Below are 21,609 nucleotides of genomic sequence, written 5' to 3'. Positions count from 1 at the left end.
AGAGTGCTGCCGGGGCGGTTGTTGCTGAACAGCAGGCGCAGATTAACGCTTGCTGTACTGCGGAGCCTTACGGGCCTTCTTGAGACCGGCCTTCTTGCGCTCGACCGCACGGTCGTCGCGGGAGAGGAAGCCGGCCTTCTTCAGCGCCGGGCGGTTGTTGTCGACGTCCGCCTCGTTCAGGGCGCGGGCCACACCGAGGCGCAGGGCGCCGGCCTGACCGGAGACGCCGCCACCCGCGATGCGGGCGATGACGTCGTAGCGACCGTCGAGCTCGAGCAGCTTGAACGGCTCGTTGACTTCCTGCTGGTGCACCTTGTTGGGGAAGTAGTCCTCAAGGGTGCGACCGTTGATCTTCCACTTGCCGGTGCCCGGAACGATCCGGACGCGGGCGATGGCGTTCTTGCGACGGCCCAGGCCGGCAGCCGGCTGGGGGTCGCCGAAGCGGCCGGCAAGGGACTCGGAGGTGTAGTCGCCCTCGACGACAACCTCAGACTCGGTGGTGTACTCCTCGACGCCCTCGAACTCTTCGACGGGGGTCTCGGCGGTGGTCTCGGCCACGATGCTCCTCAGAATTTTCTACGTCTTAGGGGGTGGCCGGAACTACTGCGCGACCTGGGTGATCTCGAACGGCACCGGCTGCTGGGCAGCGTGGGGGTGCTGGTCGCCCGAGTAGACCTTCAGCTTCGAGAGCATCTGACGGCCCAGGGTGTTCTTGGGGAGCATGCCCTTGACGGCCTTCTCGACGGCCTTCTCCGGGTTGTTCGCCAGGAGGTCGTCGTAGCGCACGGAACGCAGACCACCCGGGAAGCCGGAGTGGCGGTACGCCATCTTCTGGGTCGCCTTGTTGCCGGACAGGTGAACCTTGTCGGCGTTGACGATGATGACGAAGTCGCCCATGTCCATGTGGGGGGCGTAAGTCGGCTTGTGCTTGCCCCGCAGGAGGGCAGCGGCCTGGGTCGCCAGACGGCCGAGGACAACGTCCTGGGCGTCGATGACGAGCCACTGGCGCGAGATGTCGCCGGGCTTGGGGCTGAACGTACGCACGCGTATGCCTTCGCTTCTTCAGTGGTGGTATCCCAAGGGCGCAAGCCCCCACGGGAAGGTCCTGACAGGGTCACCACGGACGATCACGACAGCCCTCGTTCACATCGGGGACGCAACCCGTGTGAACCGCTGGTCATCGGTCCGGTGGACCGGCGTAAGGCCCTTTCACGTGAGAATGAGAAAGCCAATACGCATAACAAACCAGCAGGATACCCAAGCAGACCCGTACGGGTCAAAACGCGGTCCGCGATGCCGATTCTGCTGGCGTCGCGGCGCACTCCGGTTCGGTCCTGGGTGGGGACCCCGCAGTTGTTACGGGCTCCAGAATAACCCGACCTGAGCGCAACGCACGACGCGCCAGCAGGATCGCGAGCCCGCACAGCGTGGCGCAGTCCTTGAAGGCGCGCCGCTTGTGGGCCAGCTCCGAGGGCCACGGGATCAGGGCCACCTGGGGCGTCAGGGCCAGCCAGAACCAGGGCGAGCGGGGCATCGAGCCCGGCCGTACCGCCGAGGCCAGCAGCAGCGGCAGCACCACCAGCAGGTAGTGGTCGAAGGACGGCCGCGAGACCAGGAATGCGGCGAGCATCACCATGCAGGCCGTCTCCACGAGCCGCAGCTCTCCCCCGTCCGTCTCCTCCCCCGTGCGCCGCCACCGCGTCCAAGCGGCCCACAGCCCCGCCCCGGCCCCCGCGAAGGCCACCAGCACCGCCACCGGCTCCGGCACGCCCAGCCGGGGCAGCACGGCGATCGGCGAGGCGTCCCAGGGCAGCGCGTACGCGTCCTGCCCCTTGAACAGGAACGGCAGGGTCTTGGTGACGAACAGCGACGGGCTCGGCATCAGCAGCGCACCCGCCAGCGAGAGCCCCAGCGGCACCAGTACGGCCGCCGCCAGCCCCCGCCACCGCCGCGCGATCACGAACAGCAGCCCGACCGGCACCAGCATCGGCTTGCAGGCGATCGCCAGCCCGACGACCAGCCCGGCCGCCCCCCAGCGCCGCCGGTGCGCGAGCAGCAGCGCCACCGGCAGCGCGGCAGCCGAGATCGCCGTCCAGTTGCCGATCAGCACGAGGTTCACGTACGGCTTGTAGGCCAGGGCCAGCGCCGCGAACCCGCCCACCGCGAAGCGCGAGCGCAGCGGCACCGAGAACATCCGCAGCGCGGCCAGCCACCCGATGCCCAGCAGCCCGGACATGGCGACCGGCAGGCTCCAGCGCAGCACGGGCGTCGGCAGCAGCGCCTCGGGAACGGCCATCAGGACCGCGCTGGGCAGGTACAGGAAGCGCTTGTCCTCGTACGGCGACCCGCCGGCCAGAAGCGTCTGCGCCGCCTTGACCACGAAGGCGTTGTCGGAGCCCCAGTTCTCCCGCAGGCTCGTGGAGACGCATATCCCCAGGACGACCGCGAGGGAGACGAGCTGCCAGGGCCGGGACGCGGGCCGCAGCAGCCAGTCGAGCAGCCGGCTGCCGGGGCTGTGGTTCTCCCACTTCATGAGCCAGATGCCAGGCCGCAGGCCCACAACGCCTCCCCTCACTCCGACCGGGGACGGGGTCCCCTAGCGCTTCCGCTCGACTCTGCGTTCGTCCCAAACGGGTTCCTGAGTCTCTCGCACAACACCGTCCGAACCGAAGACCAGGAAACGGTCAAATGTGCGCGCGAACCAGCGGTCGTGCGTGACGCACAGCACAGTTCCCTCGTACGACTCCAGGCCGTCCTGGAGCGCCTCCGCGGACTCCAGGTCCAGGTTGTCCGTCGGCTCGTCCAGCAGCAGTGCCGTGGTGCCCGCCAGCTCCAGCAGCAGGATCTGGAAGCGCGCCTGCTGTCCGCCCGAGAGCTTCTCGAAGGGCTGGTCCCCCTGCCGCTCCAGCTCGTACCGGCGCAGGACGCCCATGGCGGCGCCGAGCGGCTTCGCGGCCTCCGTCCACAGGATGTCGACGAGGGTGCGGCCGAACAGCTCCGGATGCGCGTGCGTCTGCGCGAAGTGCCCGGGAACCACCCGTGCGCCCAGCTTCCACGTACCGGTGTGCTTGACGTCCTCGCCCGCCATCAGCCGCAGGAAGTGCGACTTCCCGGAGCCGTTCGAGCCGAGCACCGCGACCCGCTCCCCGTAGAAGACCTCCAGCGAGAACGGCTTCATCAGGCCCGTGAGCTCGAGGTTCTCCACGGTCAGCGCGCGCACGCCGGTCCGGCCGCCCTTGAGCCGCATCCGGATGTCCTGCTCCCGCGGCGGCTCCGGAGGCGGGCCCGCCTCCTCGAACTTCTGGAAGCGCGTCTGCATGGCCTTGTACCGCGAGGCCATGTCGGGGCTGCTCGCCGCCTGGTTGCGCAGCCGCAGGACCAGCGCCTTCAGGCGGGCGTGCTCCTCGTCCCAGCGTCGCTTGAGCTCCTCGAAGCGCGCGAAGCGCTCCCTGCGGGCGTCGTGGTACGTGCCGAAGCCCGCGCCGTGCACCCACACGTCCGTCCCCATGGGGCTCGGCTCCAGGCTGATGATCTTCTCGGCGGCCGTGGACAGCAGCTCCCGGTCGTGCGACACGAAGAGCACCGTCTTGCGGGTGGTCTTGAGCTGCTCCTCCAGCCACCGCTTGCCCGGGACGTCCAGGTAGTTGTCCGGTTCGTCGAGCAGCAGCACCTCGTCCGGCCCGCGCAGCAGGGCCTCCAGGACCAGCCGCTTCTGCTCACCGCCCGACAGCGTGCGCACCTCGCGGAACTGCGCCGTGTCGTACGGGACGGCCAGCGCGGCCATGGTGCACACGTCCCAGAGGGTCTCCGCCTCGTAGCCCTGCACGTCGGCCCAGTCGCTGAGCGCCTGCGCGTACGCCATCTGGGCGGACTCGTCGTCCACCGTCATGATCAGGTGCTCGGCGTGGTCGACGGCCTTCGCGGCCGCCCGGAGCCGGGGCTGGGCCACCGAGACCAGCAGGTCCCGGACGGTCGTCTCGTCCCGTACGGAGCCCACGAACTGCGACATCACGCCGAGGCCGCCGCTGACGGTGACCCCGCCGCCGTGGGGCTGGAGGTCACCGGAGATCAGCTTCAGCAGGGTGGTCTTGCCGGCCCCGTTCGCCCCGACGAGGGCGACGACCGACCCCTCCCCCACACGGAAGGAGACGTCGGGGAGCAGTACCCGCCCGTCGGGAAGGTAGTACTCCAGGTGGCTGGCTTCGAGATGTCCCATGCCGGGCATTGTCCAGGCCCGGCGCCGATCCGCCCAAACGGATAAGGCGCCGGTCAGCAGCAGCCGGCGCCCGGGAGGGTGCGGATGTTGCGCGCTTCCTTGCTGCGGGCGGCCAGCAGCTCGTCGGCCGGGTAGCCGACCTCCTCCAGGGTGAGCCCGTGCGGCTTCACGACGTGCACCGAGGAATCCCGTACGGCGGCCCGCAGGACCTTCCCGGGCCAGTCGGTGGGCCGGTGCCCGTCCCCGACGTGCAGCAGCGCGCCGACCAGCGAGCGGACCATGTTGTGGCAGAAGGCGTCGGCGCGGACGGTCGCGGTGATGATCCCGTCCTCGGCGCGCTCCCAGCTCAGCTGCTGGAGGGTGCGGATCGTCGTGGCGCCCTCGCGCTTCTTGCAGTACGCGGCGAAGTCGTGCTCGCCGAGCAGCGGGGCGGCGGCTTCGTTCATGGCGTCCACGTCCAGCGGCCACTGGTGCCACAGGACGTGCCCGCGGCGCAGCGGGTCGACGCCGCCCTGGTGGTCGCCCACGCGGTAGGCGTAGCGGCGCCAGATGGCGGAGAACCGGGCGTTGAAGCCCTCCGGGGCCTCGGCGACCTTCCACACCCGTACGTCGTGCGGGAGCCGGCCCGCGAGGCGGCGCAGCAGCTTGTCGTGGTGCTCGGCCCACACCTCCTCGGCCAGGTCGAACTGCGCGACCTGGCCGCGGGCGTGCACGCCCGCGTCGGTCCGCCCCGCCACGGTCAGCTCCACCGGGTACGGCAGCCGCATCACGGTCTGCAGAGCCGACTCCAGCTCACCCTGCACGGTCCGCAGCACGCGCTGCTTCGCCCAGCCGGAGAAGTCCTTGCCGTCGTACGACAGGTCCAGCCGCACCCGGACGTGCCCGGGCTCCACCTCGTCACTCACGTGACCGATCCTCTCAGAAGGCTCGAGAACTCCAGAAAACGCAGAACGGGCCCGCCCCGGGAAAGGGGCGGGCCCGTTCAGAGCCGATCAAGCAAGCTCGATCCCGAAGGATCAGGCCTCCTTGGTCTCCTCGGCGGGGGTCTCGACAGCCTCCGCCTCCTTGACCGCGCGCTTGGTGGCGGCCTCGGCCTCACCGGTGGCCTGCTGGGCGACCGTAAGGGCCTCGACCAGCTCGATCACGGCCATCGGGGCGTTGTCGCCACGACGGTTGCCGATCTTGGTGATGCGCGTGTAACCACCGGGGCGGTTCTCGTAGCGCGGGGCGATCTCGGTGAACAGCGTGTGCACGATGCTCTTGTCCGTGATCGTCTGCAGCACCAGGCGACGGTTGTGGATGTCGCCCTTCTTGGCCTTGGTGACCAGACGCTCGGCGTAGGGACGCAGGCGACGGGCCTTGGCCTCGGTGGTGGTGATGCGGCCGTGCTCGAAGAGGGCCTTCGCGAGGTTCGCGAGAAGGTGCTTCTCGTGCGCGGCGCTGCCGCCCAGACGGGCACCCTTTGCGGGACGCGGCATGGTGTTACTCCTTCATATCTGCACCGGCCGTGTCAGGTACCGGTGTCAGTTCCCCCGGGGCGGCTGCCCCGGGAAAGTCTCTTCTTAGTACTGCTCGGTCTCGACGAAACCGGCGTCCGCGTCGTCGTCGGCGCCGAAGGCGTCGGCGGCGGCGGTCGGGTCGAATCCGGGCGGGCTGTCCTTGAGGGCCAGGCCCATGCCGGCCAGCTTCGCCTTGACCTCGTCGATCGACTTCGCACCGAAGTTGCGGATGTCGAGCAGGTCCGCCTCGGAGCGGGCGACGAGCTCACCCACGGAGTGGATGCCCTCGCGCTTGAGGCAGTTGTACGACCGAACGGTGAGCTCGAGCTCCTCGATCGGCAGCGCCAGGTCGGCGGCCAGGGCGGCGTCCGTCGGGGACGGGCCCATGTCGATGCCCTCGGCGTCGATGTTGAGCTCGCGGGCCAGACCGAACAGCTCGACCAGGGTCTTGCCGGCGGACGCCATGGCGTCACGCGGGCGCATGGCCTGCTTGGTCTCGACGTCGACGATCAGCTTGTCGAAGTCGGTGCGCTGCTCGACTCGGGTCGCCTCGACCTTGTAGGTGACCTTGAGGACCGGGCTGTAGATGGAGTCGATCGGGATACGGCCGATCTCCTGGCCCAGCTGCTTGTTCTGGACGGCGGAGACGTAGCCGCGACCGCGCTCGACGGTCAGCTCCATCTCCAGCTTGCCCTTGCCGTTGAGCGTGGCGAGGACCAGGTCCGGGTTGTGCACCTCGACACCGGCCGGGGGCGCGATGTCGGCAGCGGTGACCAGGCCGGGACCCTGCTTGCGCAGGTACATCACGACCGGCTCGTCGTGCTCCGAGGAGACGACCAGCTGCTTGATGTTGAGGATGATGTCGGTGACGTCTTCCTTGACACCGGGCACGGTGGTGAACTCGTGCAGGACGCCGTCCACGCGGATGCTGGTGACAGCGGCACCCGGGATCGAGGACAGGAGCGTGCGGCGCAGCGAGTTGCCGAGGGTGTAGCCGAAGCCCGGCTCGAGCGGCTCGATCACGAACCGCGAGCGGTACTCGTCGACGACCTCTTCGGTCAGCGAAGGACGCTGAGCGATAAGCATGTCTGTGTTCCTTCAGTCGTGGACGCCCACTATTTGACGCCCGACACGTACTGCTGGGTACTGCAAGGGTACGGGCGGCACGGCCCCCGAAGGGGTCGTACCGCCCGGACACTCAAAGACGCACAGGCGTCGCTGCGTCAGACGCGGCGGCGCTTCGGCGGGCGGCAGCCGTTGTGCGGGGTGGGGGTGACGTCCTGGATCGAGCCGACCTCGAGGCCGGTGGCCTGGAGGGAGCGGATCGCGGTCTCGCGGCCGGAGCCCGGACCCTTGACGAAGACGTCAACCTTGCGCATGCCGTGCTCCTGCGCGCGGCGGGCGGCCGACTCGGCGGCCATCTGCGCGGCGAAGGGGGTGGACTTGCGCGAGCCCTTGAAGCCGACGTGGCCGGCGGAGGCCCAGGAGATCACGTTGCCCGAGGGGTCCGTGATCGAGACGATCGTGTTGTTGAACGTGCTCTTGATGTGGGCGTGCCCGTGAGCGACGTTCTTCTTTTCCTTGCGGCGCACCTTCTTGGCAGCGCCCTGACGACCCTTGGGGGGCATCTAAATCTCCTACGGGAGGTGGTCGGTCCTACAGCGCAAGACCGCTGAACAGGACTACTTCTTGCCCGGCTTCTTCTTACCGGCGATCGCGCGACGCGGGCCCTTGCGGGTACGCGCGTTCGTGCTGGTGCGCTGACCGTGCACCGGCAGGCCACGACGGTGGCGGATGCCCTGGTAGCACTGGATCTCGATCTTGCGGCGAATGTCGCCCTGGATCTCGCGGCGGAGGTCACCCTCGGTACGGAGGTTGGCGTCCACGTACTCGCGGATCTTGACGAGGTCCTCTTCGGCCAGGTCACGAACGCGGGTGTTCGGGTTCACGCCGGTGGAGGCGAGGATCTCCTTGGACCGGGTGCGCCCGATACCGAAGACGTAGGTGAGTGCGATCTCCACACGCTTTTCGCGCGGGATGTCAACACCGGAAACGCGTGCCATTCAATGGCTCCTGTGTGTTCGGGGGTCTTCCGCAGAGCCACTCCCGACCGCCGACCACACCTGATGGGTGGTGGTACGCCCGGGTCTCCGGCCCCCGCCGGAGGTGCCGCCGGCCCTCTTCAGGGCTGGGCGGGCTCTGCGTATGTACGTTTTCTTACGTCGCGCGAAGAACTGCGTAGTGCAGGTCGGTCGGCGTGCGTCAGCCCTGGCGCTGCTTGTGGCGCAGGTTGTCGCAGATGACCATGACCCGACCGTGACGGCGGATCACCTTGCACTTGTCGCAGATCTTCTTGACGCTCGGCTTGACCTTCATGTTGGTGAGGTTCTCCGGGTCAGTGCCACCACCCGTACCGGGACGTGCGCCCAGGCAGGAGTGAGGACAAGATCTACTTGTATCGGTAGACGATCCGGCCACGCGTCAGGTCGTACGGAGACAGCTCCACAACGACCCGGTCATCCGGGAGGATGCGGATGTAGTGCATACGCATCTTGCCGCTGATGTGCGCGAGGACCTTGTGACCGTTCTGCAGTTCCACCTTGAACATCGCGTTCGGGAGGGACTCGATCACGGTGCCCTCGATTTCGATGGCACCTTGCTTCTTGGCCACGCTTCGCCCTTCGAATCGGCTACCTTGATCAGCTCCCTGCTTCACATGAGGACATGCGGGTGCAAAGGAGCCGACGAGTCAGTCTACGTCAGGGCACCCAGAAAGACGAATCCGGAAAGTTTGCCCCACAGACTAGATCATTAACCGAGGGGATCCGGCGCCGTCGTCACGCCGTACTCCGCCAGCTTCGCCTTGCCGCAGTCCGATTCCCGGACGCCCCGCTCGCGGGCTCGGCGCTGGCGCGCCTCACAAGCTTCGCGAGGCTGCGCCGGACTCCGTCCGTCGACGCGGCCCGGGCTCCCGGCCGGATCAGCCCAGCGGGTCAGGCGCCGTCGTCACGCCGTACTCCGCCAGCTTCGCCTTGCCGCAGTCCGGGCTGGTCAGGACGATGGGGCCGGCCTCCGTCAGCGCGATGGAGTGCTCCCAGTGCGAGGACCAGGTGCCGTCCGTCGTGATGACCGTCCAGTCGTCCGCCAGAACCTCCGTCTGGGGGGTGCCCAGGGAGACCATCGGCTCGATCGCCAGGCAGACGCCCGGGACCAGCTTGATGCCCTTGCCCCGCTTGCGCGAGACGTAGTTCAGCAGGTGGGGGTCCATGTGCATCTCGGACCCGATGCCGTGGCCGCCGTAGTCCTCGATGATCCCGTACTTGCCGGTCGCGGGCCGCGGCTGGCGGCGGATGTAGCCCTCGATCGCCTTGGAGATGTCCACGAGGCGGTTGCCGAGCTTCATGGCGGCGATGCCGGCCCACATGGACTCCTCGGTCACCCGGGAGAGCTCGATGAGCTCCGGAGCGTGGCCGTTGCCCACGAAGGCCGTGTACGCGGCGTCGCCGTGCCAGCCGTCGACGATCGCGCCGGCGTCGATCGAGATGACGTCGCCGTCCTTGAGGACCGTCTTGTCGTCCGGGATGCCGTGGACGACGACCTCGTTCACCGAGGTGCAGATCGTCGCGGGGAAGCCGCCGTAGCCGAGGAAGTTCGACTTGGCCCCGGCATCCGCGATGACCTTGCGGGCCACCATGTCCAGATCCCGCGTCGTGGCGCCCGGCACGGCCGCCTCACGGGTCGCCGCGTGGATCGCGGCGACGACCAGCCCTGCCTCGCGCATCTTCGCGATCTGCTCGGGGGTCTTGATCTGGACCATGGGAAAAGCCTGCCCTTCTGTGCGGCCGGACCGCCGCCGCTCTCGCGGAGGTGGTTGCTCTCCGCTGTGGTTCCTCAATTATTGGCTGAGGTCGGCACCATCTGCTTCATGCAGACGGCCGCGGCGTCTCGAGGACACCGCGGCCGTACTGCACGAACAGGGGTACTACTTCTTGAGGGCGTCCATCGCGCGCTGCGTGACGTCCGCGACCTCACCGAGGGCCGGGATGGTCACCAGCAGGCCCTGGGCCTTGTAGTAGTCGATGATCGGCTCGGTCTGCGTGTGGTAGACCTCGAGCCGGTTGCGGACCGTGGCCTCCGAGTCGTCGTCGCGCTGGTACAGCTCGCCGCCGCAGACGTCGCAGACGCCCTCGGCCTTCGGCGCGGCGTACACCACGTGGAAGACGTGCGCAGAGTCGTTGCGGCAGATCCGGCGACCGGCGATGCGCTTGACGACCTCGTCCTCCTCGACCTCCAGGTCGAGGACGGCGTCGAGCTTCATGGCCGCCGTCTTCAGCATCTCGTCCAGCGCCTCGGCCTGCGAGACGTTGCGCGGGAAGCCGTCCAGCAGGAAGCCGTTCACGGCGTCCGGCTGCTCCATCCGGTCCTTGGCCATGCCGATGGTGATCTCGTCGGGGACGAGGTCACCGGCGTCCATGAACGCCTTCGCGCGCTGGCCCAGCTCGGTGTTCCGGCTGATGTTGGCGCGGAAGAGGTCGCCCGTGGAGATGTGCGGGATCGACAGGTTCTTCGCAAGGAACGCGGCCTGCGTTCCCTTGCCCGCACCGGGCGGTCCGACGAGGACGATTCGCATCAGCGGAGGAACCCTTCGTAATTGCGCTGCTGGAGCTGGCTCTCGATCTGCTTCACGGTTTCCAGACCCACACCCACGATGATGAGGATGCTCGTCCCGCCGAACGGGAAGTTCTGGTTCGCTCCGAAGCCGGCCAACGCCATCGTCGGCACAAGAGCGATGAGACCCAGGTACAGCGACCCCGGCCAGGTGATCCGGTTGAGCACGTAGCTCAGGTACTCAGCGGTGGGTCGACCGGCGCGAATACCCGGGATGAACCCACCATACTTCTTCATGTTGTCTGCAACTTCCTCGGGGTTGAACGAAATCGCCACGTAGAAGAACGCGAAGAAGACGATCAGGAGGAAGTAGGCGGCGATGTAGTACGGGTGGTCGCCCTTGACGAAGTGCTTCTGGATCCAGGTGGCCCAGCTCGCGGTCGAACCGCTGAACTGGACGATCAGCGCCGGGATGTACAGCAGCGACGAGGCGAAGATGACCGGGATCACACCCGCCTGGTTCACCTTGAGCGGGATGTACGTCGAGGTGCCCCCGTACGCACGGCGGCCGATCATGCGCTTCGCGTACTGGACCGGAATCCGTCGCTGCGCCTGCTCGACGAAGACCACCAGGGCGACCATGGCCAGGCCGACGAGGATGACCACGCCGAACTCGACCCAGCCGCCGGCGATCTTGCCCTGGAGCTTGATCTGCCAGAGGGCGCCCATGAAGCCGGCGGCGATCGAGATGAACATCAGGATCGACATGCCGTTGCCGATGCCGCGGTCGGTCACGAGCTCGCCGAGCCACATGACGACGCAGGTACCGGCGGTCATCGTGACGACCATGACGATGGTGGTGAAGATCGACCGGTTCGGAACGATCTGGCTGGCGACCTGGCAGCCCTGGAACAGGGCACCAGTGCGGGCAGTGGCGACGAGGCCGGTGCCCTGCAGGATCGCGAGTGCGACCGTCAGATAGCGCGTGTACTGAGTGATCTTCGCGGTGCCGGACTGACCCTCTTTTTTGAGGTTCTCCAGCTTCGGGATGACCACGGTCAGCAGCTGCAGGATGATGCTCGCCGTGATGTACGGCATGATGCCGAGCGCAAAGATCGTGATCTGCAGCAGCGCACCGCCGCTGAACATGTTGACGAGCCCGAAGAGGCTGTTGTTGCTTCCGGCCTGGTCGACACAGATCTGAACGTTCTTGTAGCTCACGCCGGGTACCGGGATGTGGGACCCGAGCCGGAACAGCACGATGATGCCGAGCGTGAAGAGCAGCTTCTTGCGCAGGTCGGGCGTCTTGAACGCCCGGGCGAACGCGGTGAGCACGGTGCCTCCTGCGACCCCCGCGCTACTGCGTCAGAGGTGACGGTCTGAGGGATCGACGAATACGTACAAGCAAAGGTGCAGGCCACCTTACCGGCGACTGCGCCCCCCGTGGAACGACCAACCGGGGATGCCCCAAATGTGAGGCATCCCCGGTCGGGTTTCTAGCTATCTGTCACCCGGTTCGTCTTAGACGAGCTCGGTGACGGTGCCGCCGGCAGCGGCAATCTTCTCCTTGGCGGAGGCGGAAACGGCGTCAACCGAAACCGTCAGCGCCACGGAGATCTCGCCCTGGCCCAGGACCTTGACGAGGCTGTTCTTGCGAACCGCGCCCTTGGCGACCAGGTCGGCCACCGTGACCTCTCCACCCTCGGGGTAGAGAGCGCCGAGCTTGTCCAGGTTGACAACCTGGAACTCGGTGCGGAACGGGTTCTTGAAGCCCTTGAGCTTCGGCAGGCGCATGTGGAGGGGCATCTGCCCACCCTCGAAGCGCTGCGGGATCTGGTAACGGGCCTTCTGGCCCTTCGTACCACGACCGGCCGTCTTACCCTTCGACGCCTCACCACGACCGACACGGGTCTTCGCGGTCTTGGCGCCGGGGGCGGGACGGAGGTTGTGGGCCTTCAGCGGGCTGTTCTCAGCCATGATTAGTCAACCTCCTCAACCGTCACGAGGTGGCGGACGGTGTGAACCATTCCGCGGAACTCGGGGCGGTCCTCCTTGACGACGACGTCGTTCAGGCGCTTGAGCCCGAGCGAACGCAGCGTGTCGCGGTGGTTCTGCTTGCTGCCGATGTACGACTTCGTCTGCGTGATCTTGAGGCGAGCCATTACGCACCCGCCCCAGCACGTGCACGAAGGAGAGCCGCGGGGGCGACGTCCTCGAGGGGCAGACCACGGCGAGCCGCGATCTCCTCGGGACGCTGCAGGCCCTTGAGGGCCGCCACGGTCGCGTGCACGATGTTGATCGCGTTGGAAGAGCCGAGCGACTTCGACAGGATGTCGTGAACGCCGGCGCACTCCAGAACGGCGCGCACCGGGCCACCGGCGATAACACCGGTACCGGGGGAAGCCGGCTTCAGCAGCACGACGCCCGCAGCACGCTCGCCCGTGATCGGGTGAGGAATGGTGCCCTGGATGCGCGGGACCTTGAAGAAGCTCTTCTTGGCTTCCTCGACGCCCTTGGCGATGGCCGCGGGAACTTCCTTGGCCTTGCCGTAACCGACACCTACAGTGCCGTCACCGTCGCCCACCACGACCAGCGCGGTGAAGCTGAAGCGGCGACCACCCTTGACAACCTTGGCGACGCGGTTGATCGCGACAACGCGCTCAACGTAAGCGGTCTTCTCGGCGGCAGGGCCACCGTCGCGACCCTTCCGGTCCCGCCGCTCGCCGCCACCGGCACCGCTTCCGCGGCGCTGGGGTCCAGCCATTGGATTACCTCTCTCTGTTACGTCCGTGAGTCCCGGAACCGGGGCTTAGAACTTCAGCCCGGCTTCGCGGGCGGCGTCAGCCAGAGCGGCAATGCGCCCGGCGTATCGGTTGCCACCGCGGTCAAAGACAACGGTCTCGACGCCGGCAGCCTTCGCACGCTCGGCCACGAGCGCGCCGACGGCCTGGGCCTGGGCGCTCTTGTCGCCTTCGCCACCGCGGATCGAGGTGTCCAGGGTCGACGCGGACGCCAGGGTGTGACCCTGGAGGTCGTCGATGACCTGAGCAACGATGTTGCGGTTGGAACGCGTCACGACGAGGCGCGGACGCTCCGCCGTACCCGACACGTTCTTGCGAATGCGGATGTGGCGGCGAGCCTTGGCAGCGCGCTTGTACGCGTCGCCCTTGGCGATCTTCACACCGTATGCCATGGCTACTTACCAGCCTTTCCGACCTTGCGGCGGATGACTTCGCCGGCGTACTTGACACCCTTGGCCTTGTACGGGTCGGGCTTCCGCAGCTTGCGGATGTTGGCGGCGACCTCGCCGACCTTCTGCTTGTCGATGCCCTCGACCGAGAACTTGGTGGGCGACTCGACCTTGAAGGAGATGCCCTCGGGCGCCTCGATCAGGATCGGGTGGCTGTAACCAAGCTGGAACTCCAGAGCGGAGCCCTTCGCGGCGACGCGGTAACCGACACCGCTGATCTCGAGAGCCTTGACGTACCCCGTGGTCACACCGGTGATCATGTTCGCCACCAGCGTGCGGGACAGGCCGTGCAGGGCCTTGTTCTGACGCTCGTCGTTGGGGCGGATGACGTTCAGAACGCCTTCCTCACCCTTGACGATCTCGATCGGCGCGGCGACGGTGTGCGAGAGGAGACCCTTGGGGCCCTTCACCGCGACCGTGCGGCCATCGATGGTGACGTCCACACCGGCGGGAACCTGGATGGGGAGCTTGCCGATTCGCGACATTGCTTTTCCTCCGTTCCCGACTACCAGACGTAGGCGAGGACTTCCCCACCTACGCCCTTCTTGCCTGCCTGCTGGCCGGTCAGGAGACCGTGGGACGTGGAGATGATCGCCACGCCCAGGCCGCCGAGGACCTTCGGCAGGTTGGTGGACTTTGCGTACACGCGCAGACCGGGCTTCGAGATCCGCTTGATGCCCGCGATGGAGCGCTCACGGTTCGGCCCGAACTTCAGCTCGAGGACGAGGTTCTTGCCGACCTCGGCGTCCTCGACCTTCCAGCCGGTGATGAAACCCTCCTGCTTGAGGATCTCCGCGATGTGCGACTTGATCTTGCTGTGCGGCATCACGACAGTGTCGTGGTACGCCGAGTTAGCGTTACGCAGACGGGTCAGCATGTCTGCGATCGGGTCAGTCATGGTCATGAAGTGGCCTTCGGCCTCTCTCGCCGGGGTTTCCTGTATGCGCCATCCCTCTCCCCACTCAGTGGCGGGACGGGTGCGGTGCGGGGACCTACGGCGTAGTAAGTCGTTATGGACGGCGGACGCCCAACCCCGCAAGCCTACGGCATGCGGAGCAGGGCACCCACCGACCAGATGCTTACCGAGAGTGCCTGGAAGTTCCCAAGTCCTTGCGGACGAGAGGGAATTACCAGGAGCTCTTGGTCACGCCCGGCAGCTCGCCACGGTGAGCCATCTCACGAAGGCAGACGCGGCACAGGCCGAACTTGCGGTACACGGAGTGGGGACGACCGCAGCGCTGGCAGCGGGTGTACGCACGTACACCGAACTTGGGCTTGCGGGCAGCCTTCGCGATGAGAGCCTTCTTCGCCATCTCGCTTACGCCTCCTTGAAGGGGAAGCCGAGGTGACGAAGGAGCGCGCGGCCCTCAGCGTCGTTGGTCGCCGTGGTGACCACGGTGATGTCCATACCCCGGGTACGGTCGATCTTGTCCTGGTCGATCTCGTGGAACATGACCTGCTCCGTGAGACCGAAGGTGTAGTTACCACGGCCGTCGAACTGCTTCGGCGACAGACCACGGAAGTCACGGATACGCGGCAGCGCGAGCGACAGCGTACGGTCCAGGAACTCCCACATGCGGTCACCACGGAGGGTGACGTGGCAGCCGATCGGCTGACCCTCGCGCAGCTTGAACTGCGCGATGGACTTGCGGGCCTTCGTGACGGCCGGCTTCTGACCGGTGATCGTCGTCAGGTCCTTGATGGCGCCGTCGATCAGCTTGGAGTCGCGGGCGGCGTCGCCCACACCCATGTTGACCACGATCTTCACGAGACCGGGGATCTGCATGACGTTCTCGTAGGAGAACTCCTCACGCAGCTTGCCCGAGATGTCCTCGCGGTACTTCGTCTTGAGACGCGGAGTGGTAGCCATCAGATGTCCTCACCCGTCCGCTTGGCAACGCGGATCTTGTTGCCCTCGTCATCGAAGCGGAAACCGACGCGGGTAACGACCTTCTGGCCGTCCTTCTCCACAACCAGCTGAACGTTGCTGACGTGGATCGGCGCCTCGACGATCACGATGCCGCCGGTCTGCGAACCACCAGCGGTCTGGCCGGCCTTGGTGTGCTTCTTGACCCGGTTGACACCCTCGACGAGGACACGGTTCTCAGTAGGGATGGCCATGATGACCTTGCCCTGCTTGCCCTTGTCCTTACCGGTGATGACCTGAACCAGGTCGCCCTTCTTGATCTTCATGCTTACAGCACCTCCGGCGCGAGCGAGATGATCTTCATGAACTTCTTCTCGCGCAGCTCACGGCCCACCGGGCCGAAGATACGGGTGCCGCGAGGGTCGCCGTCGTTCTTCAGAATGACGGCGGCGTTCTCGTCGAAGCGGATGTACGAGCCGTCCTGGCGGCGACGCTCCTTGACGGTGCGAACGATGACCGCCTTGACGACGTCACCCTTCTTTACGTTGCCACCGGGGATCGCGTCCTTGACGGTGGCGACGATGACGTCACCGATGCCCGCGTAGCGGCGACCCGAACCACCGAGAACACGGATGCAAAGGATTTCCTTCGCACCAGTGTTGTCGGCGATACGCAGTCGCGACTCCTGCTGGATCACGTGTATCTCCTGTTTGTCTGCCGGTTCCCGGCGGGGGCTTCACTCCGAAGAGCGGCAGCCCCCACCGAGCCTGGCGGAACGAACCTGAGGGAAACCCCTCAGGCCTTGACTATTGGAATTCGCTTGCGCGAATTTCCTTACTTGGCCTTCTCGAGGATCTCGACGATGCGCCAGCGCTTGCTCGCCGACAGCGGACGCGTCTCCATGATGAGGACGCGGTCGCCGACGCCGGCAGCGTTCTGCTCGTCGTGCGCCTTGAGCTTGTTCGTACGGCGGATGACCTTGCCGTACAGGGCGTGCTTCACGCGGTCCTCGACAGCGACGACGACGGTCTTGTCCATCTTGTCGCTGACGACGAGACCCTCACGGGTCTTGCGGAAACCGCGCTCGTTCGTCTCAGTCACGTTCTTCTCGCTCATCAGGCGCTCTCCACCGTCTCGATACCGAGCTCACGCTCGTGCATCAGGGTGTAGATGCGAGCGATGTCCTTACGGACGGACTTGAGCCGGCCGTTGTTCTCCAGCTGACCCGTGGCCGCCTGGAAGCGGAGCTTGAACAGCTCCTCCTTGGCCTCGCGCAGCTTGCCAACGAGCTCCTCGTTGCCGAGCTCACGCAGCTCGGACGCCTTGGTTCCCGTCGCCATCACGACTCACCTGCCTCGCGCCGAACAATCCGGCACTTCATCGGAAGCTTGTGAGCAGCGCGGGTGAGCGCCTCACGAGCAATCTTCTCGTTCGGGTAGGACAGCTCGAACATGACCCGGCCCGGGTGCACGTTCGCGATCCACCACTCGGGAGAACCCTTACCGGAACCCATGCGGGTCTCGGCAGGCTTCTTGGTCAGCGGGCGGTCCGGGTAGATGTTGATCCAGACCTTGCCGCCACGCTTGATGTGGCGGGTCATCGCGATACGAGCCGCCTCGATCTGGCGGTTCGTCACGTACGCCGGGGTCAGCGCCTGGATGCCGTACTCGCCGAACGAGACCTCAGTACCGCCCTTGGCCATACCGCGGCGCTTCGGGTGGTGCTGCTTGCGGTGCTTGACCCTACGAGGGATCAGCATGTCGGTCAGGCCTCCGTTCCGGTGCTCTCGGCCGGAGCGGCGGCGGGAGCGTCGGCCTTGGGGGCCTCGGCGCCTGCAGCCTGCTGCGGCTTGCGGCCACCACGGCCGCCGCGCTCGCCACCACGGCCACCACGGCCGGCGGGACGGTCGCCAGCGCCCTGCGCGCCACGGGCCGGGCGGTTACCCGCACGGGCCGCAGCGTTCTCGGCGCGAACCTCGGCGATGTTCTTGACGTCGCCCTTGTAGATCCAGACCTTCACACCGATACGGCCGAAGGTGGTCTTGGCCTCGAAGAAGCCGTAGTCCACGTTCGCGCGCAGCGTGTGCAGCGGCACACGACCCTCGCGGTAGAACTCGGAGCGGGACATCTCGGCGCCGCCGAGACGGCCGCCACACTGGATCTTGATGCCCTTGGCGCCGGCCTTCATCGTGCCCTGCATGCTCTTACGCATGGCGCGACGGAAGGAGACGCGGGAGGAGAGCTGCTCGGCAACGGCCTGGGCAACCAGCTGAGCGTCGAGCTCGGGGTTCTTGACCTCGAGGATGTTCAGCTGGACCTGCTTGCCCGTGAGCTTCTCGAGGTCACCGCGGATGCGGTCGGCCTCGGCGCCACGGCGGCCGATGACGATGCCCGGACGAGCGGTGTGGATGTCCACACGCACGCGGTCACGGGTGCGCTCGATCTCAACCTTCGAGATGCCGGCGCGCTCCATGCCGGACGTCATCATCCGACGGATGGCGACGTCTTCCTTGACGTAGTCCTTGTACAGCTTGTCGGCGTACCAACGCGACTTGAAGTCGGTGGTGATGCCGAGCCGGAACCCGTGCGGGTTTACCTTCTGGCCCATTACCGGGAACCTTCCTTGCTGCTGACGACCACGGTGATGTGGCTGGTCCGCTTGCGGATCCGGTAGGCACGGCCCTGCGCACGCGGACGGAACCGCTTCAGGGTCGGGCCCTCGTCCACGAACGCCTCGCTGATGACCAGCGTGGAGGCGTCCGGGTGGTTGTAGTTGTGTGCGGCGTTGGCAATGGCGCTGTCCAGCACCTTGCCGACCGGCACGCTCGCGGCCTGCGGGGCGAAACGCAGGACCGCCTGAGCCTCCGTGGCATCCATGCCACGGATAAGGTCCACCACTCGGCGGGCCTTCATGGGCGTGACGCGGATGTACCGCGCCTGGGCCCTGGCTTCCATGGTTGTCCCTTCGGTGTAAGTCATAGTCGTTACCACCCCGCCTTTAGCGGCGCTTCGACTTCCGGTCGTCCTTGACGTGGCCGCGGAAGGTGCGAGTCGGCGAGAACTCGCCGAGCTTGTGGCCGACCATCGACTCGGTGACGAACACCGGGACGTGGGTCTTGCCGTTGTGCACCGCGATGGTGTGACCCAGCATGCTGGGGATGATCATCGAGCGACGGGACCAGGTCTTGATGACGTTCTTGGTGCCGGCTTCGTTCTGGACGTCCACCTTCTTTACGAGGTGGTCGTCGACGAAGGGCCCCTTCTTGAGACTGCGCGGCATCTAAACCCGCTCCTAGCGCTTCTTGTTCGTCTTGCGGCGGCGGACGATGTACTTGCTCGAAGCCTTCTTCGGCGAGCGAGTACGACCCTCCTTCTGACCCCACGGGGAGACCGGGTGGCGACCACCACTGGTCTTACCCTCACCACCACCGTGCGGGTGGTCAACCGGGTTCATCGCGACACCGCGGACGGACGGGCGAACGCCCTTCCAGCGCATGCGGCCGGCCTTGCCCCAGTTGATGTTCGACTGCTCGGCGTTGCCGACCTCGCCGACGGTGGCGCGGCAGCGGGCGTCGACGAGACGGATCTCGCCGGACGGCATGCGGAGGTGGGCCATGGTGCCCTCCTTCGCCAGCAGCTGCACGGAGGCACCAGCCGAGCGGGCGAACTTCGCGCCGCCACCGGGACGGAGCTCGATCGCGTGGATCGTGGTACCGACCGGGATGTTGCGGAGCGCCAGGTTGTTACCGGGCTTGATGTCGGCCGTCGGGCCGTTCTCAATCCGGTCGCCCTGCTTCAGAGCCTTCGGCGCGATGATGTAGCGCTTCTCGCCGTCCGCGTAGTGCAGGAGCGCGATGCGCGCGGTGCGGTTGGGGTCGTACTCGATGTGCGCGACCTTGGCCGGCACGCCGTCCTTGTCGTGACGACGGAAGTCGATCACGCGGTAGGCGCGCTTGTGTCCACCACCCTGGTGGCGAACGGTGATCCGACCGGTGTTGTTACGGCCGCCCTTGCTGTGCAGCGGGCGAACCAGCGACTTCTCCGGCGTGGACCGCGTGATCTCGACAAAGTCGGCGACGCTGGAGCCACGACGGCCCGGGGTCGTCGGCTTGTACTTGCGGATACCCATTTCTCAGTCCTCGTCCGATTCCGGACGACTAGACCTCCGTTAGGAGGCCTGGCCGCCGAAGATGTCGATTCGGTCGCCCTCAGCGAGGGTCACGATGGCGCGCTTGGTGTTGGCGCGCTTGCCGAAACCGGTCTTGGTGCGCTTGCGCTTACCCTGACGGTTGATCGTGTTGACCCCGGTGACCTTGACCGAGAAGACCGCCTCGACGGCCTGCTTGATCTGGGTCTTGTTGGCGCCAGGCGCGACGATGAACGTGTACTTGTTCTCGTCCAGCAGCGCGTAGCTCTTCTCCGAGACAACCGGCTTGATCAGCAGGTCGCGCGGGTCAGTGAAGGTCTTGCTGGTAACGGTCGCCTCAGACATCAGGCGTCGCTCCCTTCGGTCTCATCGGCCTTGGGGCCAGACACGAAGGACTCGAAAGCGGCCTGAGTGAAGACCACGTCGTCAGAGACGATCACGTCGTACGTGTTCAGCTGGCCCGGCTCCAGGATGTGAACCTGGGGCAGGTTGCGGGCGGACAGCCACGCGGCCTCGTCGGCGCGCTCGACGACCAGGAGCAGGTTCTTGCGCTCCGAGATCTTGCCGAACAGCGTCTTGGCGGCCTTCGTGGAGGCGGCACCCTCGACCACGCCGGTGACGACGTGGATGCGGGAGTGGCGCGCACGGTCCGAGAGGGCACCGCGGAGGGCGGCGGCCTTCATCTTCTTCGGGGTCCGCTGGGAGTAGTCACGCGGCTGCGGGCCGTGGACGACGCCACCGCCGACGAACTGCGGAGCGCGGGTCGAACCCTGACGGGCGCGGCCGGTGCCCTTCTGGCGGTACGGCTTGCGGCCACCACCACGGACTTCGCCACGACGCTTGGTCTTGTGCGTGCCCTGACGGGCAGCAGCCAGCTGAGCGACAACGACCTGGTGGATCAGCGGAACGCTGGTCTTCGCGTCGAAGATCTCCGCGGGGAGCTCGACGGTACCGGCCTTGTCGCCTGCCGGCGAAAGGATGTCAATGGTGCTCATTACCTCAAGCCCCCTTGGCCGCGGTACGGACCAGGACGAGGCCGCCGTTCGGACCGGGGACTGCGCCCTTGATGAGGAGCAGACCCTTCTCCGCGTCAACCGCGTGGATGGTCAGGTTCTGGGTGGTGACGCGCTCGTTGCCCATACGACCGGCCATGCGCATGCCCTTGAAGACACGCCCAGGGGTGGCGCAGCCACCGATCGAACCGGGGGAGCGGTGCTTGCGCTGCACACCGTGACCGGCGCCGAGGCCCCGGAAGTTGTGCCGCTTCATGACACCGGCGAAGCCCTTGCCCTTGCTGTTGCCCGTGACGTCAACCTTGACGCCGGACTCGAACACCTGGGCGGTGATCTCCTGGCCGAGCGTGTACTCGCTGGCGTCGGAGGTGCGGAGCTCCACCAGGTGGCGGCGCGGGGTCACGTCGGCCTTGGCGAAGTGGCCCTTGAGGGGCTTGTTCACCTTGCGCGGGTCGATCTCGCCGAAGGCGATCTGGACCGACTCGTAGCCGTCGATGTCGTTCGTACGGACCTGGGTAACGACGCAGGGCCCGGCCTTGACAACGGTCACCGGGACGACACGGTTGTTCTCGTCCCAGACCTGGGTCATGCCGAGCTTCTCGCCCAGGACGCCCTTGATCTGCTTTGCCATCTTCTCGACGCCTCTCAGAGCTTGATCTCGATGTCAACGCCGGCCGGAAGGTCCAGGCGCATCAGCGAGTCAACGGTCTTGGGCGTCGGGTCGAGGATGTCGATCAGGCGCTTGTGCGTGCGCATCTCGAAGTGCTCGCGCGAGTCCTTGTACTTGTGCGGCGACTTGATGACGCAGTACACGTTCTTCTCAGTGGGCAGCGGCACCGGGCCTGCGACCGACGCACCAGTGCGGGTCACCGTCTCGACGATCTTCTTCGCCGAGGAGTCGATGACCTCGTGGTCGTAGGCCTTGAGCCGGATGCGGATCTTCTGTCCCGCCATGGCTACTCCGTAGTCCTGTCTGTTGTGGAAACGCTCTGGCTCTCGGTCGGCTGTGG

At 66.6% G+C, this 21,609-nt stretch carries 35 protein-coding genes; all 35 read right to left on the bottom strand.

Features of this window, described 5'->3' with window-relative positions:
- Positions 1-42: 42 nt before the first annotated feature.
- Positions 43-558, bottom strand: coding sequence for a 30S ribosomal protein S9 (gene rpsI / locus AB0I68_RS28065; protein ID WP_030230680.1), 516 nt, complete (start codon positions 556-558; stop codon positions 43-45).
- Positions 559-600: 42 nt separating this feature from the next.
- Complete coding sequence (gene rplM, locus AB0I68_RS28060; protein WP_069921533.1) at positions 601-1,044, bottom strand: 50S ribosomal protein L13; 444 nt, start codon at positions 1,042-1,044, stop codon at positions 601-603.
- 232 nt (positions 1,045-1,276) lie between these two features.
- The gene (locus tag AB0I68_RS28055) at positions 1,277-2,533 is read right to left on the bottom strand and encodes a glycosyltransferase family 87 protein (protein WP_363180137.1); all 1,257 of its coding nucleotides are present in this window, start codon (positions 2,531-2,533) and stop codon (positions 1,277-1,279) included.
- 63 nt (positions 2,534-2,596) lie between these two features.
- Complete coding sequence (locus AB0I68_RS28050) at positions 2,597-4,225, bottom strand: ATP-binding cassette domain-containing protein (RefSeq protein ID WP_363180136.1); 1,629 nt, start codon at positions 4,223-4,225, stop codon at positions 2,597-2,599.
- A gap of 44 nt (positions 4,226-4,269) precedes the next feature.
- Positions 4,270-5,121 (bottom strand): tRNA pseudouridine(38-40) synthase TruA, encoded by an 852-nt coding sequence (gene truA, locus AB0I68_RS28045; RefSeq protein WP_363180135.1) that lies wholly within the window; start codon positions 5,119-5,121, stop codon positions 4,270-4,272.
- Between the two features lie 111 nt (positions 5,122-5,232).
- The gene (gene rplQ / locus AB0I68_RS28040; protein WP_030154710.1) at positions 5,233-5,694 is read right to left on the bottom strand and encodes a 50S ribosomal protein L17; all 462 of its coding nucleotides are present in this window, start codon (positions 5,692-5,694) and stop codon (positions 5,233-5,235) included.
- 84 nt (positions 5,695-5,778) lie between these two features.
- Positions 5,779-6,801, bottom strand: coding sequence for a DNA-directed RNA polymerase subunit alpha (locus AB0I68_RS28035; protein ID WP_008739666.1), 1,023 nt, complete (start codon positions 6,799-6,801; stop codon positions 5,779-5,781).
- Positions 6,802-6,938: 137 nt separating this feature from the next.
- On the bottom strand, positions 6,939-7,343 hold the full coding sequence (gene rpsK, locus AB0I68_RS28030) for a 30S ribosomal protein S11 (RefSeq protein WP_003956432.1): 405 nt from the start codon (positions 7,341-7,343) through the stop codon (positions 6,939-6,941).
- Positions 7,344-7,397: 54 nt separating this feature from the next.
- Entirely contained in the window at positions 7,398-7,778 is a 381-nt protein-coding gene (gene rpsM / locus AB0I68_RS28025) for a 30S ribosomal protein S13 (RefSeq protein WP_007265919.1), read from the bottom strand.
- Positions 7,779-7,977: 199 nt separating this feature from the next.
- A complete protein-coding gene (gene rpmJ / locus AB0I68_RS28020; protein WP_003956441.1) occupies positions 7,978-8,091 on the bottom strand; it encodes a 50S ribosomal protein L36 in 114 nt (37 codons plus the stop codon).
- A gap of 73 nt (positions 8,092-8,164) precedes the next feature.
- Complete coding sequence (gene infA / locus AB0I68_RS28015; protein ID WP_003956442.1) at positions 8,165-8,386, bottom strand: translation initiation factor IF-1; 222 nt, start codon at positions 8,384-8,386, stop codon at positions 8,165-8,167.
- Positions 8,387-8,695: 309 nt separating this feature from the next.
- Entirely contained in the window at positions 8,696-9,532 is an 837-nt protein-coding gene (gene map / locus AB0I68_RS28010) for a type I methionyl aminopeptidase (RefSeq protein ID WP_363180134.1), read from the bottom strand.
- Positions 9,533-9,697: 165 nt separating this feature from the next.
- Positions 9,698-10,345: an adenylate kinase gene (locus tag AB0I68_RS28005; protein ID WP_363180133.1), complete on the bottom strand. Its 648-nt coding sequence runs from the start codon at positions 10,343-10,345 to the stop codon at positions 9,698-9,700.
- A complete protein-coding gene (secY, locus tag AB0I68_RS28000; RefSeq protein ID WP_363180132.1) occupies positions 10,345-11,658 on the bottom strand; it encodes a preprotein translocase subunit SecY in 1,314 nt (437 codons plus the stop codon). The genes AB0I68_RS28005 and secY overlap by 1 nt, the downstream gene beginning before the upstream one ends.
- Before the next feature lie 186 nt (positions 11,659-11,844).
- Entirely contained in the window at positions 11,845-12,300 is a 456-nt protein-coding gene (gene rplO / locus AB0I68_RS27995; RefSeq protein WP_030154704.1) for a 50S ribosomal protein L15, read from the bottom strand.
- Positions 12,301-12,302: 2 nt separating this feature from the next.
- A complete protein-coding gene (gene rpmD / locus AB0I68_RS27990) occupies positions 12,303-12,485 on the bottom strand; it encodes a 50S ribosomal protein L30 (protein WP_005313525.1) in 183 nt (60 codons plus the stop codon).
- Positions 12,485-13,087 carry a 30S ribosomal protein S5 gene (gene rpsE / locus AB0I68_RS27985; RefSeq protein WP_073912880.1) on the bottom strand — a complete coding sequence of 201 codons (603 nt, stop codon included), beginning with the start codon at positions 13,085-13,087 and terminating at the stop codon, positions 12,485-12,487. The genes rpmD and rpsE overlap by 1 nt, the downstream gene beginning before the upstream one ends.
- A 45-nt stretch (positions 13,088-13,132) precedes the next feature.
- Positions 13,133-13,516, bottom strand: coding sequence for a 50S ribosomal protein L18 (gene rplR, locus AB0I68_RS27980; RefSeq protein ID WP_008739696.1), 384 nt, complete (start codon positions 13,514-13,516; stop codon positions 13,133-13,135).
- A 2-nt stretch (positions 13,517-13,518) separates the two neighbouring features.
- On the bottom strand, positions 13,519-14,058 hold the full coding sequence (gene rplF, locus AB0I68_RS27975) for a 50S ribosomal protein L6 (protein WP_363180131.1): 540 nt from the start codon (positions 14,056-14,058) through the stop codon (positions 13,519-13,521).
- Positions 14,059-14,078: 20 nt separating this feature from the next.
- A complete protein-coding gene (gene rpsH / locus AB0I68_RS27970; RefSeq protein ID WP_007265911.1) occupies positions 14,079-14,477 on the bottom strand; it encodes a 30S ribosomal protein S8 in 399 nt (132 codons plus the stop codon).
- A 223-nt stretch (positions 14,478-14,700) separates the two neighbouring features.
- Entirely contained in the window at positions 14,701-14,886 is a 186-nt protein-coding gene (locus tag AB0I68_RS27965) for a type Z 30S ribosomal protein S14 (protein ID WP_003956452.1), read from the bottom strand.
- A gap of 5 nt (positions 14,887-14,891) precedes the next feature.
- Positions 14,892-15,443, bottom strand: coding sequence for a 50S ribosomal protein L5 (rplE, locus tag AB0I68_RS27960; RefSeq protein WP_363180130.1), 552 nt, complete (start codon positions 15,441-15,443; stop codon positions 14,892-14,894).
- Positions 15,443-15,766, bottom strand: a complete 324-nt coding sequence (gene rplX, locus AB0I68_RS27955; RefSeq protein WP_214946845.1) for a 50S ribosomal protein L24 — start codon at positions 15,764-15,766, stop codon at positions 15,443-15,445. Before rplX ends, rplE begins: the two co-directional genes overlap by 1 nt.
- Before the next feature lie 2 nt (positions 15,767-15,768).
- Positions 15,769-16,137: a 50S ribosomal protein L14 gene (rplN, locus tag AB0I68_RS27950; RefSeq protein ID WP_008739701.1), complete on the bottom strand. Its 369-nt coding sequence runs from the start codon at positions 16,135-16,137 to the stop codon at positions 15,769-15,771.
- A gap of 137 nt (positions 16,138-16,274) precedes the next feature.
- Positions 16,275-16,556, bottom strand: coding sequence for a 30S ribosomal protein S17 (gene rpsQ, locus AB0I68_RS27945; protein WP_030026328.1), 282 nt, complete (start codon positions 16,554-16,556; stop codon positions 16,275-16,277).
- Positions 16,556-16,780 (bottom strand): 50S ribosomal protein L29, encoded by a 225-nt coding sequence (gene rpmC / locus AB0I68_RS27940; protein ID WP_008739703.1) that lies wholly within the window; start codon positions 16,778-16,780, stop codon positions 16,556-16,558. Before rpmC ends, rpsQ begins: the two co-directional genes overlap by 1 nt.
- Complete coding sequence (gene rplP / locus AB0I68_RS27935; protein WP_030026326.1) at positions 16,780-17,199, bottom strand: 50S ribosomal protein L16; 420 nt, start codon at positions 17,197-17,199, stop codon at positions 16,780-16,782. Before rplP ends, rpmC begins: the two co-directional genes overlap by 1 nt.
- 5 nt (positions 17,200-17,204) lie before the next feature.
- Positions 17,205-18,047, bottom strand: a complete 843-nt coding sequence (gene rpsC, locus AB0I68_RS27930; RefSeq protein ID WP_008739710.1) for a 30S ribosomal protein S3 — start codon at positions 18,045-18,047, stop codon at positions 17,205-17,207.
- On the bottom strand, positions 18,047-18,394 hold the full coding sequence (rplV, locus tag AB0I68_RS27925; RefSeq protein ID WP_037792011.1) for a 50S ribosomal protein L22: 348 nt from the start codon (positions 18,392-18,394) through the stop codon (positions 18,047-18,049). Before rplV ends, rpsC begins: the two co-directional genes overlap by 1 nt.
- A gap of 43 nt (positions 18,395-18,437) precedes the next feature.
- On the bottom strand, positions 18,438-18,719 hold the full coding sequence (gene rpsS / locus AB0I68_RS27920) for a 30S ribosomal protein S19 (protein ID WP_008739713.1): 282 nt from the start codon (positions 18,717-18,719) through the stop codon (positions 18,438-18,440).
- A 12-nt stretch (positions 18,720-18,731) separates the two neighbouring features.
- Positions 18,732-19,568 (bottom strand): 50S ribosomal protein L2, encoded by an 837-nt coding sequence (gene rplB / locus AB0I68_RS27915; RefSeq protein ID WP_008739715.1) that lies wholly within the window; start codon positions 19,566-19,568, stop codon positions 18,732-18,734.
- 39 nt (positions 19,569-19,607) lie between these two features.
- Positions 19,608-19,931 carry a 50S ribosomal protein L23 gene (gene rplW / locus AB0I68_RS27910; protein WP_037792012.1) on the bottom strand — a complete coding sequence of 108 codons (324 nt, stop codon included), beginning with the start codon at positions 19,929-19,931 and terminating at the stop codon, positions 19,608-19,610.
- Positions 19,931-20,581: a 50S ribosomal protein L4 gene (rplD, locus tag AB0I68_RS27905; protein ID WP_030008466.1), complete on the bottom strand. Its 651-nt coding sequence runs from the start codon at positions 20,579-20,581 to the stop codon at positions 19,931-19,933. The genes rplW and rplD overlap by 1 nt, the downstream gene beginning before the upstream one ends.
- Before the next feature lie 4 nt (positions 20,582-20,585).
- Positions 20,586-21,230, bottom strand: coding sequence for a 50S ribosomal protein L3 (gene rplC / locus AB0I68_RS27900; RefSeq protein ID WP_008739720.1), 645 nt, complete (start codon positions 21,228-21,230; stop codon positions 20,586-20,588).
- A gap of 14 nt (positions 21,231-21,244) precedes the next feature.
- Positions 21,245-21,553 carry a 30S ribosomal protein S10 gene (rpsJ, locus tag AB0I68_RS27895; RefSeq protein WP_003948644.1) on the bottom strand — a complete coding sequence of 103 codons (309 nt, stop codon included), beginning with the start codon at positions 21,551-21,553 and terminating at the stop codon, positions 21,245-21,247.
- Between the last annotated feature and the right edge of the window lie 56 nt (positions 21,554-21,609).

Source organism: Streptomyces sp. NPDC050448, assembly GCF_040655295.1.
Classification (GTDB): Bacteria; Actinomycetota; Actinomycetes; order Streptomycetales; family Streptomycetaceae; genus Streptomyces.
The sequence above is the reverse complement of the archived record's forward strand: the minus strand, read 5'-3'. Positions and strand labels throughout refer to the sequence as shown.

Coding starts and splice junctions, on each gene's coding strand:
- rpsM (WP_007265919.1), bottom strand. CDS start 7,778: ATGGCACGCGTTTCCGGTGTTGACATCCCGCGCGAAAAGCGTGTGGAG.
- rplX (WP_214946845.1), bottom strand. CDS start 15,766: ATGAAGATCAAGAAGGGCGACCTGGTTCAGGTCATCACCGGTAAGGAC.
- rpsJ (WP_003948644.1), bottom strand. CDS start 21,553: ATGGCGGGACAGAAGATCCGCATCCGGCTCAAGGCCTACGACCACGAG.
- rplF (WP_363180131.1), bottom strand. CDS start 14,058: ATGTCGCGAATCGGCAAGCTCCCCATCCAGGTTCCCGCCGGTGTGGAC.
- AB0I68_RS28035 (WP_008739666.1), bottom strand. CDS start 6,801: ATGCTTATCGCTCAGCGTCCTTCGCTGACCGAAGAGGTCGTCGACGAG.
- rplB (WP_008739715.1), bottom strand. CDS start 19,568: ATGGGTATCCGCAAGTACAAGCCGACGACCCCGGGCCGTCGTGGCTCC.
- rpsK (WP_003956432.1), bottom strand. CDS start 7,343: ATGCCCCCCAAGGGTCGTCAGGGCGCTGCCAAGAAGGTGCGCCGCAAG.
- map (WP_363180134.1), bottom strand. CDS start 9,532: ATGGTCCAGATCAAGACCCCCGAGCAGATCGCGAAGATGCGCGAGGCA.
- rplD (WP_030008466.1), bottom strand. CDS start 20,581: ATGAGCACCATTGACATCCTTTCGCCGGCAGGCGACAAGGCCGGTACC.
- rplC (WP_008739720.1), bottom strand. CDS start 21,230: ATGGCAAAGCAGATCAAGGGCGTCCTGGGCGAGAAGCTCGGCATGACC.
- rpmC (WP_008739703.1), bottom strand. CDS start 16,780: ATGGCGACGGGAACCAAGGCGTCCGAGCTGCGTGAGCTCGGCAACGAG.
- AB0I68_RS28050 (WP_363180136.1), bottom strand. CDS start 4,225: ATGCCCGGCATGGGACATCTCGAAGCCAGCCACCTGGAGTACTACCTT.
- rpmJ (WP_003956441.1), bottom strand. CDS start 8,091: ATGAAGGTCAAGCCGAGCGTCAAGAAGATCTGCGACAAGTGCAAGGTG.
- rplQ (WP_030154710.1), bottom strand. CDS start 5,694: ATGCCGCGTCCCGCAAAGGGTGCCCGTCTGGGCGGCAGCGCCGCGCAC.
- AB0I68_RS27965 (WP_003956452.1), bottom strand. CDS start 14,886: ATGGCGAAGAAGGCTCTCATCGCGAAGGCTGCCCGCAAGCCCAAGTTC.
- rplO (WP_030154704.1), bottom strand. CDS start 12,300: ATGGCTGAGAACAGCCCGCTGAAGGCCCACAACCTCCGTCCCGCCCCC.
- rpsC (WP_008739710.1), bottom strand. CDS start 18,047: ATGGGCCAGAAGGTAAACCCGCACGGGTTCCGGCTCGGCATCACCACC.
- rpsH (WP_007265911.1), bottom strand. CDS start 14,477: ATGACCATGACTGACCCGATCGCAGACATGCTGACCCGTCTGCGTAAC.
- AB0I68_RS28055 (WP_363180137.1), bottom strand. CDS start 2,533: ATGAAGTGGGAGAACCACAGCCCCGGCAGCCGGCTGCTCGACTGGCTG.
- rpmD (WP_005313525.1), bottom strand. CDS start 12,485: ATGGCTCGCCTCAAGATCACGCAGACGAAGTCGTACATCGGCAGCAAG.
- AB0I68_RS28005 (WP_363180133.1), bottom strand. CDS start 10,345: ATGCGAATCGTCCTCGTCGGACCGCCCGGTGCGGGCAAGGGAACGCAG.
- rplV (WP_037792011.1), bottom strand. CDS start 18,394: ATGGAAGCCAGGGCCCAGGCGCGGTACATCCGCGTCACGCCCATGAAG.
- rplR (WP_008739696.1), bottom strand. CDS start 13,516: ATGGCATACGGTGTGAAGATCGCCAAGGGCGACGCGTACAAGCGCGCT.
- rplP (WP_030026326.1), bottom strand. CDS start 17,199: ATGCTGATCCCTCGTAGGGTCAAGCACCGCAAGCAGCACCACCCGAAG.
- rplW (WP_037792012.1), bottom strand. CDS start 19,931: ATGTCTGAGGCGACCGTTACCAGCAAGACCTTCACTGACCCGCGCGAC.
- rpsQ (WP_030026328.1), bottom strand. CDS start 16,556: ATGAGCGAGAAGAACGTGACTGAGACGAACGAGCGCGGTTTCCGCAAG.
- rplE (WP_363180130.1), bottom strand. CDS start 15,443: ATGGCTACCACTCCGCGTCTCAAGACGAAGTACCGCGAGGACATCTCG.
- rpsE (WP_073912880.1), bottom strand. CDS start 13,087: ATGGCTGGACCCCAGCGCCGCGGAAGCGGTGCCGGTGGCGGCGAGCGG.
- rpsS (WP_008739713.1), bottom strand. CDS start 18,719: ATGCCGCGCAGTCTCAAGAAGGGGCCCTTCGTCGACGACCACCTCGTA.